Annotated in this window: 10 protein-coding genes; 1 reads left to right on the top strand and 9 read right to left on the bottom strand. The window is 45.5% G+C overall.

What is annotated here, in order from left to right; all coding sequences use genetic code 11:
- The 6 genes from HY063_05895 to HY063_05870 all read right to left on the bottom strand — a co-directional run.
- Nucleotides 1-1,266 (bottom strand): hypothetical protein (locus HY063_05895; protein ID MBI3501310.1); only part of this gene is annotated, 1,266 nt, incomplete at its 3' end.
- A 21-nt stretch (nt 1,267-1,287) separates the two neighbouring features.
- Nucleotides 1,288-1,746, bottom strand: a complete 459-nt coding sequence (locus HY063_05890) for a hypothetical protein (protein ID MBI3501309.1) — start codon at nt 1,744-1,746, stop codon at nt 1,288-1,290.
- Between the two features lie 33 nt (nt 1,747-1,779).
- Nucleotides 1,780-5,352 carry a collagen-like protein gene (locus HY063_05885; GenBank protein MBI3501308.1) on the bottom strand — a complete coding sequence of 1,191 codons (3,573 nt, stop codon included), beginning with the start codon at nt 5,350-5,352 and terminating at the stop codon, nt 1,780-1,782.
- A 99-nt stretch (nt 5,353-5,451) separates the two neighbouring features.
- A complete protein-coding gene (locus HY063_05880; GenBank protein ID MBI3501307.1) occupies nt 5,452-6,045 on the bottom strand; it encodes a tetratricopeptide repeat protein in 594 nt (197 codons plus the stop codon).
- A gap of 61 nt (nt 6,046-6,106) precedes the next feature.
- Nucleotides 6,107-6,613, bottom strand: a complete 507-nt coding sequence (locus HY063_05875) for a hypothetical protein (GenBank protein ID MBI3501306.1) — start codon at nt 6,611-6,613, stop codon at nt 6,107-6,109.
- A 12-nt stretch (nt 6,614-6,625) separates the two neighbouring features.
- The gene (locus HY063_05870; protein MBI3501305.1) at nt 6,626-11,692 is read right to left on the bottom strand and encodes a gliding motility-associated C-terminal domain-containing protein; all 5,067 of its coding nucleotides are present in this window, start codon (nt 11,690-11,692) and stop codon (nt 6,626-6,628) included.
- A gap of 305 nt (nt 11,693-11,997) precedes the next feature.
- On the opposite strand from HY063_05870, the gene HY063_05865 reads away from it, so the two are divergent.
- Nucleotides 11,998-13,785 carry a tetratricopeptide repeat protein gene (locus tag HY063_05865; protein MBI3501304.1) on the top strand — a complete coding sequence of 596 codons (1,788 nt, stop codon included), beginning with the start codon at nt 11,998-12,000 and terminating at the stop codon, nt 13,783-13,785.
- A 75-nt stretch (nt 13,786-13,860) separates the two neighbouring features.
- On the opposite strand, the gene HY063_05860 is transcribed toward HY063_05865, so the two are convergent.
- From HY063_05860 to HY063_05850, 3 genes are all read right to left on the bottom strand, one after another.
- Nucleotides 13,861-14,085: an AtpZ/AtpI family protein gene (locus tag HY063_05860; GenBank protein ID MBI3501303.1), complete on the bottom strand. Its 225-nt coding sequence runs from the start codon at nt 14,083-14,085 to the stop codon at nt 13,861-13,863.
- Nucleotides 14,045-14,452, bottom strand: a complete 408-nt coding sequence (locus HY063_05855) for a polymer-forming cytoskeletal protein (GenBank protein ID MBI3501302.1) — start codon at nt 14,450-14,452, stop codon at nt 14,045-14,047. The genes HY063_05860 and HY063_05855 overlap by 41 nt, the downstream gene beginning before the upstream one ends.
- Nucleotides 14,453-14,726: 274 nt before the next feature.
- Nucleotides 14,727-15,644 carry a hypothetical protein gene (locus tag HY063_05850; GenBank protein MBI3501301.1) on the bottom strand — a complete coding sequence of 306 codons (918 nt, stop codon included), beginning with the start codon at nt 15,642-15,644 and terminating at the stop codon, nt 14,727-14,729.
- Nucleotides 15,645-15,764 lie beyond the last annotated feature (120 nt).

The raw sequence follows: 15,764 nt of genomic DNA, 5'->3' as shown, positions 1-15,764 counted from the left end.
TGAGGAAGAACCACCTGTAACTTCAATAAAACAATCTGAAGAACTCATGGAATATGTGCTGGCATTAACAGAAACTTTTTTCAATGCCAAACTTCCCACTACCGAAAGGGTATTTTTAGGAACAGTGATCCCGATGCCCACATTGCCACCCGTAAACACCGCGGAAGCACCAGTGCCGTTGGTGGTTACATATAAAGCTGGTTGATTGTTTGAGGAATTGCTGATTTGAAAATTTCCTGCATTGCCGTTACCCGTGCTTAAACCATAAAGAGCAGAACCCGTACCGTTGGTTTGACCAATTAATGCACCTTGAGAATTGCTTGCATTGTTGATTTGAAAATTTCCAGCTGCACTCGTACCGTTGGTAGTAGCATACAAAGCATTGGATGCGTTGGATGCGTTGTTGATTTGAAATAGTCCTGCAGCGGAAAGAGTAGTTGTATTCACTACATGTAATAAATTCGTAGGTGCAGTTGTTCCTATTCCCACCCTGCCCATGCTGTCAATGCTCATGCGGGGCTGTCCTGCTGTTGCATCATTAATGCGAAAGAATCCGGCTGCATCTGAAACCTGCTGCCAGGCATGATGGCTTTGCAGAAAGAGCGATGCGCCCTGGCTGACCGGAGTTTCCTGCACCACAAACAGCGCTCCCGTTCCCGAAACGCCTAAGTGCGCGCTGTCATTATCGAGAAATAGTTTTGAAACATTATTTGTGCGGAAGAAAAGCGGCTGGTTATCTGTTGTGCCCATAAAATTTGCCGGAGGAATGGTGCCTGCGTTTCCGAGGGTTGACCATCCGTTTACTGCTGCTCCTGCCAAATCAGCCGTGTGCGCGTGCAATGAATAAGGAACGGAAACAAACTGCGTGGCGCCCATGGAACTTCCGTTCACGATTACTTCGAGGAAGTAAGCATGATTTTCCCATGCAATCGTATCAAAGTTGGGATGGTTGGAAGAGCCGATTACCCAGGTGAAAAGCCCGAACGGATTGGTGGTGAGCGTTTGCGTTTCGCTGCATGAAACCGGACCGCTGCCGCTGCCCATGTGAATATTAAAAACAACAGTAACCGCCTGGGTTGCAAGCGGAGTTCCATTCACATCACGCGCCACCGCCTGGTAGTTGATGCCGTTGGGGGATTGGGAGAAGGCAGAAGTGAGAGGTAAGAAGTAAGAAGTAAGAAGTATAATGAAAATTACTAATTTTTTAACTCGTCCCTTGTCCCTCGTCCCTTGTCCCTTCCTTATGTATGTGGTTTTTTTCATCATTTTATTCATTTGTCGCTTAATTTAAGCAAATTTTATAGTTTCAATTGTTCTTCCTGTCATTGTCTGCATTCCTTCTATCGTTGTACTCACTCCTTCTATCGTTGTACTCACTCCTTCGAGCGTTGTACTCACTCCTTCGAGCGTTGTACTCACTCCTTCGAGCGTTGTACTCACTTCTCCTCTCGTTGTACTCACTCCTTCGAGCGTTGTACTCACTCCTTCGAGCGTTGTACTCACTTCTCCTCTCGTTGTACTCACTCCTTCGAGCGTTGTACTCACTCCTTCGAGCGTTGTGTTCACTCCTTCGAGCGTTGTACTCACTCCTTCGAGCGTTGTATTCACTCCTCCTATCGTTGTACTCACTCCTTCGAGCGTTGTATTCACTCCTCCTATCGTTGTACTCACTCCTTCTGTCGTTGTGTTCACTCCTCTTCTCGTTGTGTGCGCTTCCCTTATCTGATATGCCAGTTTTTTGCTCAAAATTGTGTTTATATCAAATATTTCACTTTTCTATTACTTTATCTGAAACCAAGTTCCTCCGTTGCTTTGAATCATAATGCTTGAACTTGGATTGATACTATTGGTGCTGACACCAGCCATATTCATATAATTGTAAGCACCGCCCAGAGTTTTTGCTGCGGCAGTTTGGTTCACAATAACATAAATCCACCCGGTATTGGTTGCTGCCGCTGCAGGAAGAGTAGCGGTTACTGCGCCCTGCAGTATAACAGTGTAATTGGTTTGGTCCAGAGTTAAACTGGAGGCGGGAACCGAAATTGGTAAACTTATTCCGCCATTTACTTGCAGTTTTGTATCTGGCGCAGTTGTTCCGATGCCGACATTATTAGCTCCCCCCGCTACAGTGATAAGATTATTGTCTGTTGAATTTCCTATATGAAGGTCGTAGGCGGTTTCATAATTAATGATGTAAGATGTACCTGCTCCGTTAGTGCCAACAATTAAGCCATCGGTAGTGGTTGTGCCGGTAGACGCATCTGTAAAATGCGCATAGGGATTTATTCCGCCTGACTTATGGATGTGAAGCATGTAAGCAGGTGCAGTTGTTCCAATGCCCACATTGCCTGATGCGTCAATTACCATTCTCGTATTGCCCGAAGTTGCGTGATAAAACTCAAGCCGCCCGGGGGCTGCGTTGTTTATAATTCTCCATTCAATGCTTGAAGGAACAGCATTTTGCGCAACAAGGTCAAGATAGGATTGAGAACTGGAGGCAGTAGAGTATGCGGTTAAGTAAGTACTTAAAGAATTTGTTGTTCTTATATTTCCTACGTTAACATCTAATTTTTCAGTTGGAGAGGATGTTCCGATGCCCACATTGCCGGCATTATCAATTCGCATTCTTTCGGCAGAAGTTGAACTGCCATCTGGGGTGGTTTTAAATAAAATGGCTGTTGGTAAATCGGCTGCTCCACCGCTTGCTGCATCTCGTATTGTCGTAATAGATGCCTGCGCACCGGTTGAATTTGCGTCTCCAAAAGCAATTCCGGGTAATGGGTTGCCTGCGCCTCCCACAATGGTAGATAATCTCAGGAAAAGGTCTGCCGAACTTCCCTCAACATGAAGTTTGGTGAGCGGAGAGGTTGTTCCGATGCCCACATTGCCTTCTACAAGCAATCCGCTTGTGGGAGCAATATTGGCGCCTGAATACGTTGCGCCTATCACTGCGGCACCTGCAACATCAAGTGCGTTTTGCGGAGCGGTAGTTCCTATTCCAATGGCGCTTGCTGTATTATATAAGAATGAATTCGCCACCCAGTTGGTGCCATCGTGCCGCAGCGTTTGGTTAACGGTTCCCGAAGGCAAGCCGGAAGGGTTTTGCCATTGCGCATTTCCGAGAGCATCTTTTGCCGTCAGCACTTTTCCTGCCGCGGGCGCATTGCCCGTTATGCGGATGCTGTCGGTTTTAAGTTTTCCTATAAAATTTCCCGCGTTGCCGGTTCCATTGGTAGTTACATAAATTGCATCAGCAGTGCTTGTAGCATTGTTTATAGAAAATTGTCCTGCATTACCTCCTCCGGTGTTATAACTATAAACCGACCTCCCACTGCCGTTAGTATAACAATACAAAGCATCTGCGCTACTTGTTGCATTGTTTATATAAAAAACTCCTGCCCTGCCTGTTCCATTAGTGGTTGAATAAATTGCATCAGCAGCGCTTGTAGCATTGTTTATAGAAAACAGCCCTGCATTGCCGGTTCCATTTGTTATTGCCGTTAATGCCGAAGATGAATTGGCATTATTGAAAATTTGAAAATGTCCTGCTTCACCTGTTCCTGAAGCGCTGGAATAAACAGCGGCATTGCTTCCTGTATGCGCCACATTCAATGCAATTCCGCTTCCGATATGCGAAATATACACAGCCGAAGCGCTGTTGCTTGCATTGGTGTTGGAAAAATATCCTGCATTGCCGGCAGTGCTGTTGGTTGTTCCGTAAACGGCAGCATTGCTGTTCGAGGCATTGTTAATTTCGAAATAACCTGCATGTTGAGTGGCTGTGGTTTGTTTTACATGCAACAACCCGCTAAACCCGGAAGTAATTCCTATTCCCACGCTGCCTCCGTTATTATAAATGTTTGTATTGATAATCCATGATGTTCCATCCCAGTAGGGAGTTTGTCCTGCGGAAGTGCCGTTTTGTAAAAGCCCGGTTGGTCCGGTTGCTCCATTTGTACCGTTTGTTCCTGCTGCGCCAGTTGCTCCCGTTACTCCGTTAGAACCGTTTGTTCCTGCTGCGCCTGTGGCACCCGTAACACCATTTGTACCGTTTGTTCCTGCTGCGCCAGTTGCTCCCGTTACTCCGTTAGAGCCGTTTGTTCCTGCTGCGCCTGTGGCACCTGTTGCGCCCGTGACTCCATTTGTACCGTTTGTTCCTGCTGCACCTGTTGCGCCTGTTACTCCATTTGTACCGTTTGTTCCCGCAGCGCCAGTTGCTCCCGTAACTCCATTAGAGCCGTTAGTTCCTGCTGCGCCTGTTGCGCCCGTTACTCCATTACTGCCGTTGGTTCCTGCTGCGCCTGTTGCGCCTGTGACTCCATTTGTGCCGTTAGTTCCTGCTGCGCCTGTGGCACCTGTTACACCATTTGTACCGTTTGATCCTGCTGCACCTGTTGCGCCTGTTACTCCATTTGTACCGTTTGTTCCCGCAGCGCCAGTTGCTCCCGTAACTCCATTAGAGCCGTTAGTTCCTGCTGCGCCTGTTGCGCCCGTGACACCATTTGTGCCGTTTGTTCCTGCTGCACCTGTTGGACCGGTTGCTCCGTTACTTCCGTTAGTTCCTGCTGCGCCAGTCGCGCCTGTTACTCCATTTGTGCCGTTAGTTCCTGCTGCGCCTGTTGCGCCTGTTACTCCATTTGTGCCGTTAGTTCCTGCTGCGCCTGTTGCACCTGTTACTCCGTTGCTACCGTTAGTTCCTGCTGCACCTGTTGCGCCCGTGACACCATTTGTGCCGTTTGTTCCTGCTGCACCTGTTGGACCGGTTGCTCCGTTACTTCCGTTAGTTCCTGCTGCGCCTGTTGCACCTGTTACTCCATTTGTACCGTTAGTTCCTGCTGCGCCTGTTGCACCGGTTACTCCATTTGTGCCGTTCGAACCTGCTGCGCCAGTCGGACCGGTTGTTCCGTTGCTTCCGTTCGAACCTGCTGCGCCAGTCGGACCGGTAGCGCCAGCAGGACCTGGATTAAGAGAGTTAAGCGCATAAGGAACGGACATGAATTGGGAATTCCCCATGTTGTTTCCATTTACAAATACTTCGAGAAAATAAATATCGCTTCCCCATGCGATTGCCGAAAAAGGACAAACAATACAACTTCCTTGTCCGATAACTGCTGTGAACAAACCGAACTGGTTCGTGGTTTTGCTTTGGGTTTCATCATACACCACTGTTCCGCCCGAAGTAGTTTGATGAATTTTGAATTCAATGGAAATTGTTTGCGTGGCTATTGGATTTCCATTCACATCGCGCGCCACCGCCTGGTAGTTGATTCCCTGGGGCGCCTGCGCGAAGGCACAAGTAAAAAGTAAAAAGTAAAAAGTAAAAAGTAAAAGGGAGGATACATATTTTTTCATGAGGGAAGTATAAGTTAAAATGAAAGACGCTTTTTGAACGCAAAAAGTTGCTTAAAGGTTTCAGCAAATATGTAATTAATTTTTCTTTCAGCCAACAGGTTAGTGAATTTTATTTATCTGCCTTATTTCCTTAAAACTCTCAAGGACGGGCTTGCCGGGGGAAAAGTTCATTTGCTTTGCGTTTTCCGGGCGCTGCAAAATGGCTTTCACGCTTTCCGCATTTGATTTGATAACGCTCGTATCAGTTATTGCCGCCAGCGCAGTAAAAGCATCTTCGTATTGTTTCAGGTTGTAATAACTCATTGCCAGATTTATTTTTGAATAGTCGAGGTCGTCTGAAATTTCCAGCGCCTGCCGGTAATACTTTACGGCAGATTTTTCATCGCCCAGCATTCCGTAACACGTGCCCGTGAAATGAAGCGAGAGTAAATGATAAGGCGCGCATGCAAGCGAGGACTGAAAAAAAGAAATTGCCTGCCGGTAATTTTCCGACTGGTAATTTCCGATACCCGCATAAAAATCCGCGGGGATTCCCATAGGCGTGGTGTTGAAGAAAAAGTTTTTTGCAAGCAATGCCTCGTCAATTGTCTTTTGAAAATTTCCTTCAAGGCGAAACTGCTCTGCTTTCTTTGCATGCATTTCTCCTCTCAGGTTGAAGGCGCTCACAACCGCAATGAAAAAAAGAACAATCATTGCCGGAAAATTTATCCGAATACTTTTCTGCTGTGCTTGCGCTGCTGCCGCGAAATTATTTTTATGAAAAAGAAAAATCAGAGGCGCTCCGAGCATACTTAACAGCAGCAAATGTTCCATCCGCTCTTTCGGAAAAGAAAAACACGAAACCACCGCAAAGCATAAAATTCCCCAGAGCAGCGCGCCCGCCATGAATTTTTCTTCGGCAGAAAAAATTTTCTTTGTAGAGAAAACACATAGCGCAGAAAAAAAGAACGAGCAAATAAAAAAGCAGCGCCTTGCTTGCTTCGTAAATTCCCAATGAACTATTTTTTGCAGATAAAAGCGAAAGCACGCAAACCAGCACATAGCCGCTGAGCAGCCACAGCGCTTTTGATTTTTTCAGAAGAGGAAAAAACACGAAGGGAATTTTCTTCAGCGAAAAAAATGCGCAGAGGGCGAGAAGTAAAACCGACACATACGTTTGGCGCAGCGGCAGAGCCGGGTCAATTGCTGAATCCGTCCAGAGAAAAAAGGCAATGCAGAAAAGAAAACAAACAAGCGGAAGAAAAAATTTATTGCGCTGCATCCGCAAAAATAATCATCGCAGCAATTCCACCCAGCCGGTATGGCGCTTTTCAGTTTTAATGTCAATCACGTAATAGTAAGTGCCTGCGGGAAGCGGCTGGTTCTGCTCGTTCTGCCCGTGCCAGTAAACCGTTTTGTTGTCGTAATTTTTCCCGTGCCACACGGAACTTCCCCATCGGTTGAAAACTTCCACGAAGTTATCATCGAATAAATTTATTCCGTCAATCCACCACGTATCGTTGTGCCCGTCTCCGTTAGGCGAAAGCACATTGTAAATATGAATGCCGCAGGTATCGTTGACAATTACAAAAACATTTACGCTGTCGGTATCGCGGCAATTATTCACATCGGCAACAATCACCTGATAAGCAATGGCGGAATCGGGAGAAGACACCGGGCTTGCATCGGTAACCGAACTCAAATACGTTGGCGGACTCCATAAATAAGTTGTGCCCCCGCTTGCAGTTAATTGCGCGGTGTGCCCGCTGCAAATCGTAATGTCGCTTCCCGCATCGGCATTCGGAAGCGCGTGAATGGTTGCCGTTACAATAGTGGGATAACTTGCGCACTGCGCACCGGTTCCCTGCACGCAGTAAATCGAATACGTTCCCACCGGCAGGTTTTGCGGAGGGAAATAAGTATTTCCAACCTGTACAATAGTTCCCAGCGTATCCACCCACACAACGGTTGCCGAAGCCGAAGGAGTTGCCACCACCGGAAGAATGGAATCACCCAAACAGTAAGAAGAATTTTGCGGAGAGACAATGGGCGGATTGAAGCCGGGAATTACAGTCAGTGTAAAAGTGGAAATGCCAAAGCATCCGCTTCCGTTTCCAACAAACACCGTATAACTGGTGGTTACATCCGGGCTGACCAGCACCGTATCATTATTCGGAAGAGGAGAAGCGGGAGAAGATGTCCACGAATAATTCACTCCGCCCGAAGCGATGAGCGTGTCCACGGCAACGCCCGCGCAAATCACCGAATACGTGGAGGCAATGGAGGCATTCGGATTTGCAACAATCGAAACCGGATGAACGGCAGTGGCGGAACAAGTATAAGAAGGCGAAGTTACCGTAAGCGAATATTGCGTGGAAGAAGTGGGCGACACAACAATGAGCGGGGTAGTTTGTCCGTTGCTCCAGGAATAACTTCCGTTGCCGCTGCCATTGAGCGTTATGGTTTGCCCCATGCAAATTGAAGAAGGCCCACCGATTGCAACTGTTGGCGTTGGCACAACATTTACTGTTGCCGTTGCGGTTGCCGAACAAGTGCCGTTCGTTACAAACACAGAATAAGTGGCAGTGGAAGTTGGCGAAACATTCACCGAAGTGGTTGTCTGCCCTATATTCCACGAGTACAAAGCGTTTCCGCTTGCAGAAGCCGAAAGCGAAGTGACGGTTCCGCTGCAAATGGTTTGCGAGGGGGGAGAAATTCCTACCGTAACAGTGGTTGATTGCGAAACGGAAAGAGATTGTGTTTGCTTGCAGCCGTTGTTATCGGTAACCGTAACGGAATAATTTCCTCCGCATAAATTGGAAATAGCGCTGGTGGTTTGCCCGGTGGGATTCCACAAATAAGTATAAGGCGGAGTTCCCCCCGAAGGCGATTCCGAAATGCTTCCATCGCAGGTGCAGCCGGCATTGCCGATAGTGTTGGCTAAGACAAGCGCTGCCGGCTGAGTAACGCTGGTTGTGCCGGTGGCGGTGCAGCCCTTTCCATCGGTGATGGTAACGGAATAATTTCCCGCGCAGAGACCCGTAGCGGCAGAAGTAGTTTGTCCGCCCGGGTTCCATGAATAAGTATAAGCCGGAGTGGTGGTGGCGGTTGCAATTGCTTTTCCGTTGCATTGCAAATTGCACAACACATTCGTTACGGAAAAACTGGGAATCGGAACAGGATTCACCGTTACTGTTTTTGTAGCCGTTGCCGTGCAGCCGCTGGAATTTGTAACGGTGGCGGTGTAAGCGGTGGTGAGCGTGGGAAAAACAGTAATCGAAGCGGTGGATTGCCCGGTGCTCCAGGAATACGTAATTCCTCCCGAAGCCGTGAGCAAAATACTTTTTCCGCTGCAAATCATAGCCGTGCTCGGATTGGCAGCAATAGTTGCGGAAGGATTTGAAAGCACTGTTACACTCACCGTGTTTGTTCCCGTACAGCCAATTGCATCCGTGCCGGTTACCGTATAAGTGGTAGTTGCCGAAGGGTTGGCAACAGGATTTGAAATGTTCGGATTGCTTAATCCTGTTGCAGGCGACCAGACATAGTTTGACGCGCCACTTGCGCCCAGCGTTGCGCTTTTTCCCGCGCAGATAATTTTATTTCCGGTAGTAGTTACTGAAACGCTATGCACCGCCACCACTACTGTATCTTTCGCCCCGCAGGAATTACTGTCGGTTACAGTCAGGACATAACTTTGTGTGGAAGCAGGATTGGCAGCGGGCGTTGGACAAGCCGTGCAACTTAGCGCCAAGGAAGGCGACCAACTGAAAGTATAAGGCGGAACTCCGCCCGAAATGCTTTCGTTTATAAAAGCAGTATCTCCTTTGCAAATATTAATTGTATCCGGCAGATTATTTATAAGCAGTTGCGGGGGCTCAAGAATTTTTACCGAGTCAACGGCAACGCAGCCGTTGGCATCGGTAACGGTGGCAATGTAATTTCCTGCACAGAGGTTGGAGATTGCCGAAGTGGTGGCTGCGTTGCTCCAGACATACGTAAACGGAGGCGCACCGCTCGCATTAATTACCGTTGCTGTGCCGTTGCAATAGCCAAAACATTTATTGTCGGTTTGGCTGAGGGTAATCGGAAAGGTGCAGTTGATGCATTGCTTGATGGAGGTGGTGGATACGGTATTTGTAGTTGTTGTGGGCGTAATGGTATTTGTTATACTTGATGCCGTAAGCGAACCGGAAGCAGATACAACAAAACTATTTGTTGAGGGAGAAGGGGATTGCTGGCTGCAGCCCGCGTTTCCCAAACTATCTGTTTTGATGAACCATATATCCGAACCGCCTTTGCCGAAACTTCTCGTATAGCCGAAGATGGCAAATCCTCCATCACCTGTTTCAATTACATTGTTGGCGCGGTCATCGCCCGTGCCGCCATACGTTTTAAGCCATTGTTTCTGCCCTGCAGAATTTAATTTCAGCAGGAAGGCATCGTTATCGCCAAAGCCGAAACTTTTGGTAAAGCCGGCAACAGCATAGCCGCCATCGTAGGTAGGAATAACAGAGCGCGCCACATCGGCTTTGCTTCCCCCGTAGGTGTTTGACCAAAAGCCGGTGATGTTCCCGTTCGTGCTGCATTTCAGCACAAACACATCCAGCCCGTTTGCGGCAACCTGCGTGGAGCCGGCAATAATAATATTTCCGTCCTGGGTTTCATCCGCCCAGGCATGGTAATCGTTATTGGCGGAAGGAAAAACAAGCGATGTGCCGATGCCTGTGTTGGGGTCGGCAATGATAAAGAAAGCATCGTAGTTGCCTGCCTGGTTGGTATGCCCGCTCACAATATAATTTCCACTGGACATGCGCTGAATGGAAAATGCTTCGTTATCGGAAAGCGTGGAGCCGTATTGTTTGCTCCACTGCAAATTGCCCGAGCCGTCAAATTTGCTCAGCAGAACATCTTTATTGATTCCGCCTCCTCTTGCGCCCGCAGCAATATAGGTGCCATCCACATTCTGGTCAATCACATTGGCGGCATAGGCAAGCGCGGTTCCCTGCGCGTGGCTCCAGGTTATTCCTCCGGATGAATTCAGTTTAATAAGATAGGCGGCAGGAGAAAGAAAGGGCTTATACTGTCCGCTGAGAATATATCCTCCATCGGTGGTTTGCGTTATATCGTATCCAAAATCATCTCCTATTGTATTTCCATATCGGTTGCTCCATTGTATATTGCCAATGTTATCGGTTTTTACAACATACAAATCAGAAGTGGAAGTAAAACTTTTCGAGGAAGAAACAATCACATATCCTCCATCGGCTGTCTGCCTTCCCGAAGGCATTTTCAGCGAGTCGGCATCATCGCTGGTGCCCCCGTAAGTTTTTTGAAAAGTGGTAACGGGAATGTTGGCGGGGGTGTATTTCCAAAGGTCGCTTACAAATGCGCTGTCATATCCCACCGAGCCGGTTCCGATATATCCTTCCCCGTTAATAGTAAAAGCAACGGCTCCGCATCGCTGCCCGCCAACAAAGTTTGCGCGCGGCACCCACGTATCGTTAATCGGGTTGTATTCGTAAAAATCGCTGTAGGTGTTATTGCTGAAGCCGCTCCCTTTATAACCCAATCCCATATATCCTTTATTCCCGATGGAAAACCCGGAAGCCATTACCCGTGCGGGACCGGGAACATTTGCCTTTTGCGACCAGGTATTTGTAAGCGGGTTGTATTGCCAGAAATCATTCAAAGCAAAATTCAAAGAACTCCATCCTGTTCCCACATAACCATAATTGCCGATTGAAAATACAACGGCAGAATATCTTGCCAAGCCGGGAAGAGATGCTTTCTGTGACCACGAATCTGTGGCTTGGTCGTATTGCCAGAGGTCATTGTAGTAAACATTACCAAAGTCGAAACCGGTGCATACATAACCATAATTTCCGACAGTAAATCCCACACCGGAATATCTCTTGGGAGAAAAAGAATTTACTGTTTTCCATGAATGAAGTGCCGCATCAAATTCATAGGTTCCTGTAAAAAGAGAACTACCATCCTGACCCATTATCACATATCCTTTTCCGTTTAAAGAAAAATATTGCGTTCTGTTTCTGGCGTTGCCGGTAAAAGCCGTATCCACAGCCCAGGAATCTTTTACAGGGTCGTATTGCCACCATCCTGTAAAATAAGTTGAGCCATTCCACCCTGTTCCAATATATCCTTTTCCGTTAATAGCCATTCCTGCTGCGCGGTTGCGGGGAGCAGCGCCAATGGTTATCATATCCGCCTTTTTCATCCACGTATCGGGCTGGGCAAACAACCCTTCAACTTCGCTCAGGATGACAAGCAGGGAAAGAAAAAATATTTTTCTTGCCGAAAAAATAAAAGCAGTAAGAAATGAATGAAAAAGTATTTTCATGTATCCTAAACCTTAAGACGAACAAACCGGGCGAAAAGTTGCGTCAAAAACAACATAAAGGTAATAAAAAGCACCCGACTCAAAAATCATAAAGCAGCATACAGTTTAAGAAATAGCGTTTTTGGATTTTTTTTCTTGCCAAGCATCCTGCATCTCCAAACTTTTTCCGGCAGCTCAGCAAATCAATGAACTCTTTTTTCTATACTTGTTTTTCTTTCATGCGAAATTATTTTCATATTATTTTTTTTAGTATCTGCAATTTTTGTTTTGCCGGGCAAAGCAAAACAGATTCTTTGCAAAACATTTTGAAAACTGCGAAAGAAGATACTGCTAAAGCCAATATATTGAATGCGCTTTCCTACGAAGAAGTTTATCCGGACAAGTCCATTGAATATGCGCAGCGGGCATTGGAACTTTCCGAAAAGTCAGAATATAAAAAAGGAATTTCATTTGCATACTCAAATCTTGGAAATGCTTTCATAGAATTGGGCGCACTTGACAAAGCGGAAGAATATCATTCGCGTGCGCTGAAAATACGCGAGCAACTTCAGGAAAAGAGTTTGATTGCCGCCTCTGTTTTCAATCTTGCAAGAATTCAATACATGCAGGGCAACCATTCCAAAGCCCTCGAACTTAATTTCCGCGCGCTCGCCCTTCGCGAAGAGGTCGGAGATAAAAAAGCCATTGCCGCCACCTATAATAATATCGGAGGAGTTTATTTCAGCAGGGGAGAGTATGACAAAACCATTGAGTATATTGAAAAAGCGCTTCAGATAGAAAAAGAAATCGGAGATAAGGAGGGAATGTCACATGCATTAAATAATCTCGGAAGTATTTATCTGCAGAGGAAAGAACCGGACAAGGCGCTCGATTACATAAATAAAGGATTGAAATTGCGCCAGGAACTTGGCGATAAAAAAGGCGAAGCCATGGCGCTGGATAATATAGGAAGCATTTATGCAGAACTCGGGAAAAAAGAAAAAGGGCTCGACTATCATTTGCAAGCGCTCAAACTGCATCAGGAAATTAACGATAAGGAGGGAATCGCTTCTTCGTATGTAAATTTAGGAGTTGCTTATGAAGAAAACGGAAACGATGAAACGGCAATCGAATATTTTAAAAAAGGATTGGATGCCGCCAAAGAAATCACTTCAAGAGAGTGGATAAAAAATGCCTGCAACAGTTTATCTCAGATTTTTGAAAAGAAAAAAGAGTATAAAAATGCCTATGAGTTTCATAAACTTTATTCAGATACAAAAGACAGTTTACTCAACGAAGAATCCTCAAAGCAAATTGCCGAAATGCAAACCAAATACGAAACCGAAAAAAAAGAACAGCAAATTACTTTATTGAATAAGGACAAAGAATTACAAGACGCACAACTCAACCGGCAGAAGATTGTGATTTGGTCAGTGGTTGGCGGATTGCTGATTGTTGTTTTTCTTTCCATCTTTATTTTCCGAGAAAGAAAGAAATCAGAAAAACTTTTGCTGAACATTCTTCCCGTTGAAACAGCAAAAGAGTTGAAGCAAAAAGGAAAAGCATCTCCAAAATATTATGAGAGCGTAACGGTGATGTTCACCGACTTCAAAGGATTCACAACTATTGCAGAAAAGTTATCTGCCGAAGAATTGGTTTCAGAATTAGATTTTCTTTTCAAAAAGTTTGATGAAATTATTTCCAAGTACAACATCGAAAAAATAAAAACAATCGGTGATGCGTACATGTGCGTTTCGGGATTACCGACACCGAATAATAATCACGCGGAGAATATTGTGAATGCAGGATTGGAAATTCAGCAATGGATGATTTCACAAAATAATAAATGGAGTTTAAGGATGGGGATTCATTCCGGACCTGTTACCGCTGGAGTAGTTGGAGATAAAAAATTTGCTTATGATATTTGGGGAGATACAGTAAATACTGCAAGCAGGATGGAATCATCCGGTGAAGCAGGAAAAATAAATATCTCAGGGGCAACTTACCAAATCCTTCAAGGTTTTCAAAACCTTGAAGGATTAGAATTCAAGTTCCGAGGAAAAATTCCTGCCAAGAACAAAGGAGAAATCGAAATGTATTTTGTTGGGCGATAACCCCTTTGTCCTCTTGTTTAATAAGGCGGAGCCATTGCAGTTTCTGCAGCCAAAGAACACTCCCTTCTGCATCTTTTATTTTTTCATGACATTCCGAATCACAAAATACATGGCGACAAAAACCGAAAGGAGAGAAAGCGTTACAGTAAAGATCGGAAATTTTTTAAAACCGAAATAACCGTCTAACTTTATTCCTGCCCAAATGCCCAGCGCAATGGTGGCTGCCATCTGCATGGTGAGCCCTGCATATTTTCCGTAATCAGAAAGCGGCTGCTTTTTCTTTGGCGGTTTCTGCTCCATTGCTCACCAAATTAATGTTCGGCACAGTACCCGCCATCGCGCACGAACCGCTGAAGTTCGCGCCCGGTTCAATGCTCAGTTTGTTGGTAACAATATCGCCCGTGAGTTTGCTGGTGGCTTTGAGCGCGAGCAGTTCGCCCACTTTTATTTTTCCGTTGATGGTTCCTGAAATATCTGCGTTCTGGCAATTCACTTCTCCGTCCACCATTCCCGTGGAGCCGAGCACTAATTTTCCATTTGTGTTTAAAGAACCGTTGAGCGTTCCGTCAATGCGGATGTCGCTGTCAGATTTTATGTCGCCTTCAATTACCGTTCCCGCGCCAATAATATTTACGGAAGGTGCCTCCGTTGTTTTTGGATTTGCCATAGAACTGGATTTTAAGTTGAACATCCTTGAAAGTATTATGTAGAAAGTATTAAGTATTACGAAAGAAAAATGCGCTTTGACTTTTTCATAATACTCACTACTTACTACTTTGTACTTGTATTTTATTTTCTGAAGCGAAGATAACTGTTTTTGTTTGGCGGGCAAGTGCAGCCACACCTGTTTGTAAACAGGCGGATGTTTATAGCGGTTTTCCATCGGAAATAGTTTTTCAGAGGAAGAATAAAAAACTATTCCACAACCTGAAACCTGAAACTCACTCAAGTTCCAGCGAAGCGCTTCCTATCGAAGTATTCTCAGCGCTGAGTTCAATGAGGTATTTTCCCGGAACAAATTCTTCGGTATCTTTTTTCTTTACGGAGAGTACCACTTCGGTTTCGTTGTTATCGTACTGAACGGATTTTTTCACCGCGTAAAAACCTTTCGAGCCGTTGAAGGTGAACATGTGGTCGGCATCTGCGGCTTCGGTCCATTCTTTTCCATCGGGAGTTACCATTCGCAAATAAATTATTCTGCTGCCGGCAGGTGCGATTTTATTTTCCGCCAACGTAAATGAAACCTGAATCTTATCGGTCTTCTTCGCTTTGTTCGTTTCCGACTGCCGGTCTTTTCCCCGCACGTTATATGCTTTCACATTTATGTTTCCCGCCTTGAGCGCGGAACCCATTTTGTAAAGTTTTTCCTTTTCGGTTAGCAGCGAAGTGCTTTTTTCTTTTTCCGTTTTCAAATGAACAGTTGCCGAATCTCTTTCGGCAGTCAGCGTTTTGTTCGCTGTGTTCAGCGAATCAATCTCCACCACAAAATGCTGCATGATGTCGCGCAATGTTTTCGTTTCCTTTTTCAGTTTGGAAATAATGTAAGCATCATTTTTATGTTTCTCTGCCTCCGCCTGCAGTTTTTCTATTTCTGTTTTCTTCTCGTCAATTTCTTTTTTCAAACTTTCGTCATCGGTTTTCAATCCGCCATATTCCGTTTGAAGCTGGTTCAAATCTTTTTTTACCTCTTCCGACTCCTGTGTGATTTGAATATTTTCAGTAACTACGGTTTCTTTTTCCTGCTTCTGGTTCCAGTACATCCACGCGAATGCCGCGCAGGAAAGCGTCATCACAATCAGAAGAAAGAGCGTGAGTTTATCGCGCCTGGGTTTATTTTCTTTGGGTGTTTCTTCAGCCATGATTTTTCCTTTACTAAAAATTTATGCCTTAACAAAACTATGGATACTTAACGAAAACATATAGTTAAAAATTGTGAAATGTTAACATAAGAATGTTAAACTAATGCGCACTATGCGAAT

This window comes from Bacteroidota bacterium, assembly GCA_016195025.1.
Classification (GTDB): Bacteria; Bacteroidota; Bacteroidia; order Palsa-948; family Palsa-948; genus Palsa-948.
The sequence above is the reverse complement of the archived record's forward strand: the minus strand, read 5'-3'. Positions and strand labels throughout refer to the sequence as shown.

Bases quoted from the DNA above. Each gene is read 5' to 3' on its own strand.
- HY063_05885 (MBI3501308.1), bottom strand. From the start codon at position 5,352: ATGAAAAAATATGTATCCTCCCTTTTACTTTTTACTTTTTACTTTTTA.
- HY063_05880 (MBI3501307.1), bottom strand. From the start codon at position 6,045: ATGATTGTTCTTTTTTTCATTGCGGTTGTGAGCGCCTTCAACCTGAGA.
- HY063_05875 (MBI3501306.1), bottom strand. From the start codon at position 6,613: ATGCAGCGCAATAAATTTTTTCTTCCGCTTGTTTGTTTTCTTTTCTGC.
- HY063_05870 (MBI3501305.1), bottom strand. From the start codon at position 11,692: ATGAAAATACTTTTTCATTCATTTCTTACTGCTTTTATTTTTTCGGCA.
- HY063_05860 (MBI3501303.1), bottom strand. From the start codon at position 14,085: ATGGAGCAGAAACCGCCAAAGAAAAAGCAGCCGCTTTCTGATTACGGA.
- HY063_05855 (MBI3501302.1), bottom strand. From the start codon at position 14,452: ATGGCAAATCCAAAAACAACGGAGGCACCTTCCGTAAATATTATTGGC.
- HY063_05850 (MBI3501301.1), bottom strand. From the start codon at position 15,644: ATGGCTGAAGAAACACCCAAAGAAAATAAACCCAGGCGCGATAAACTC.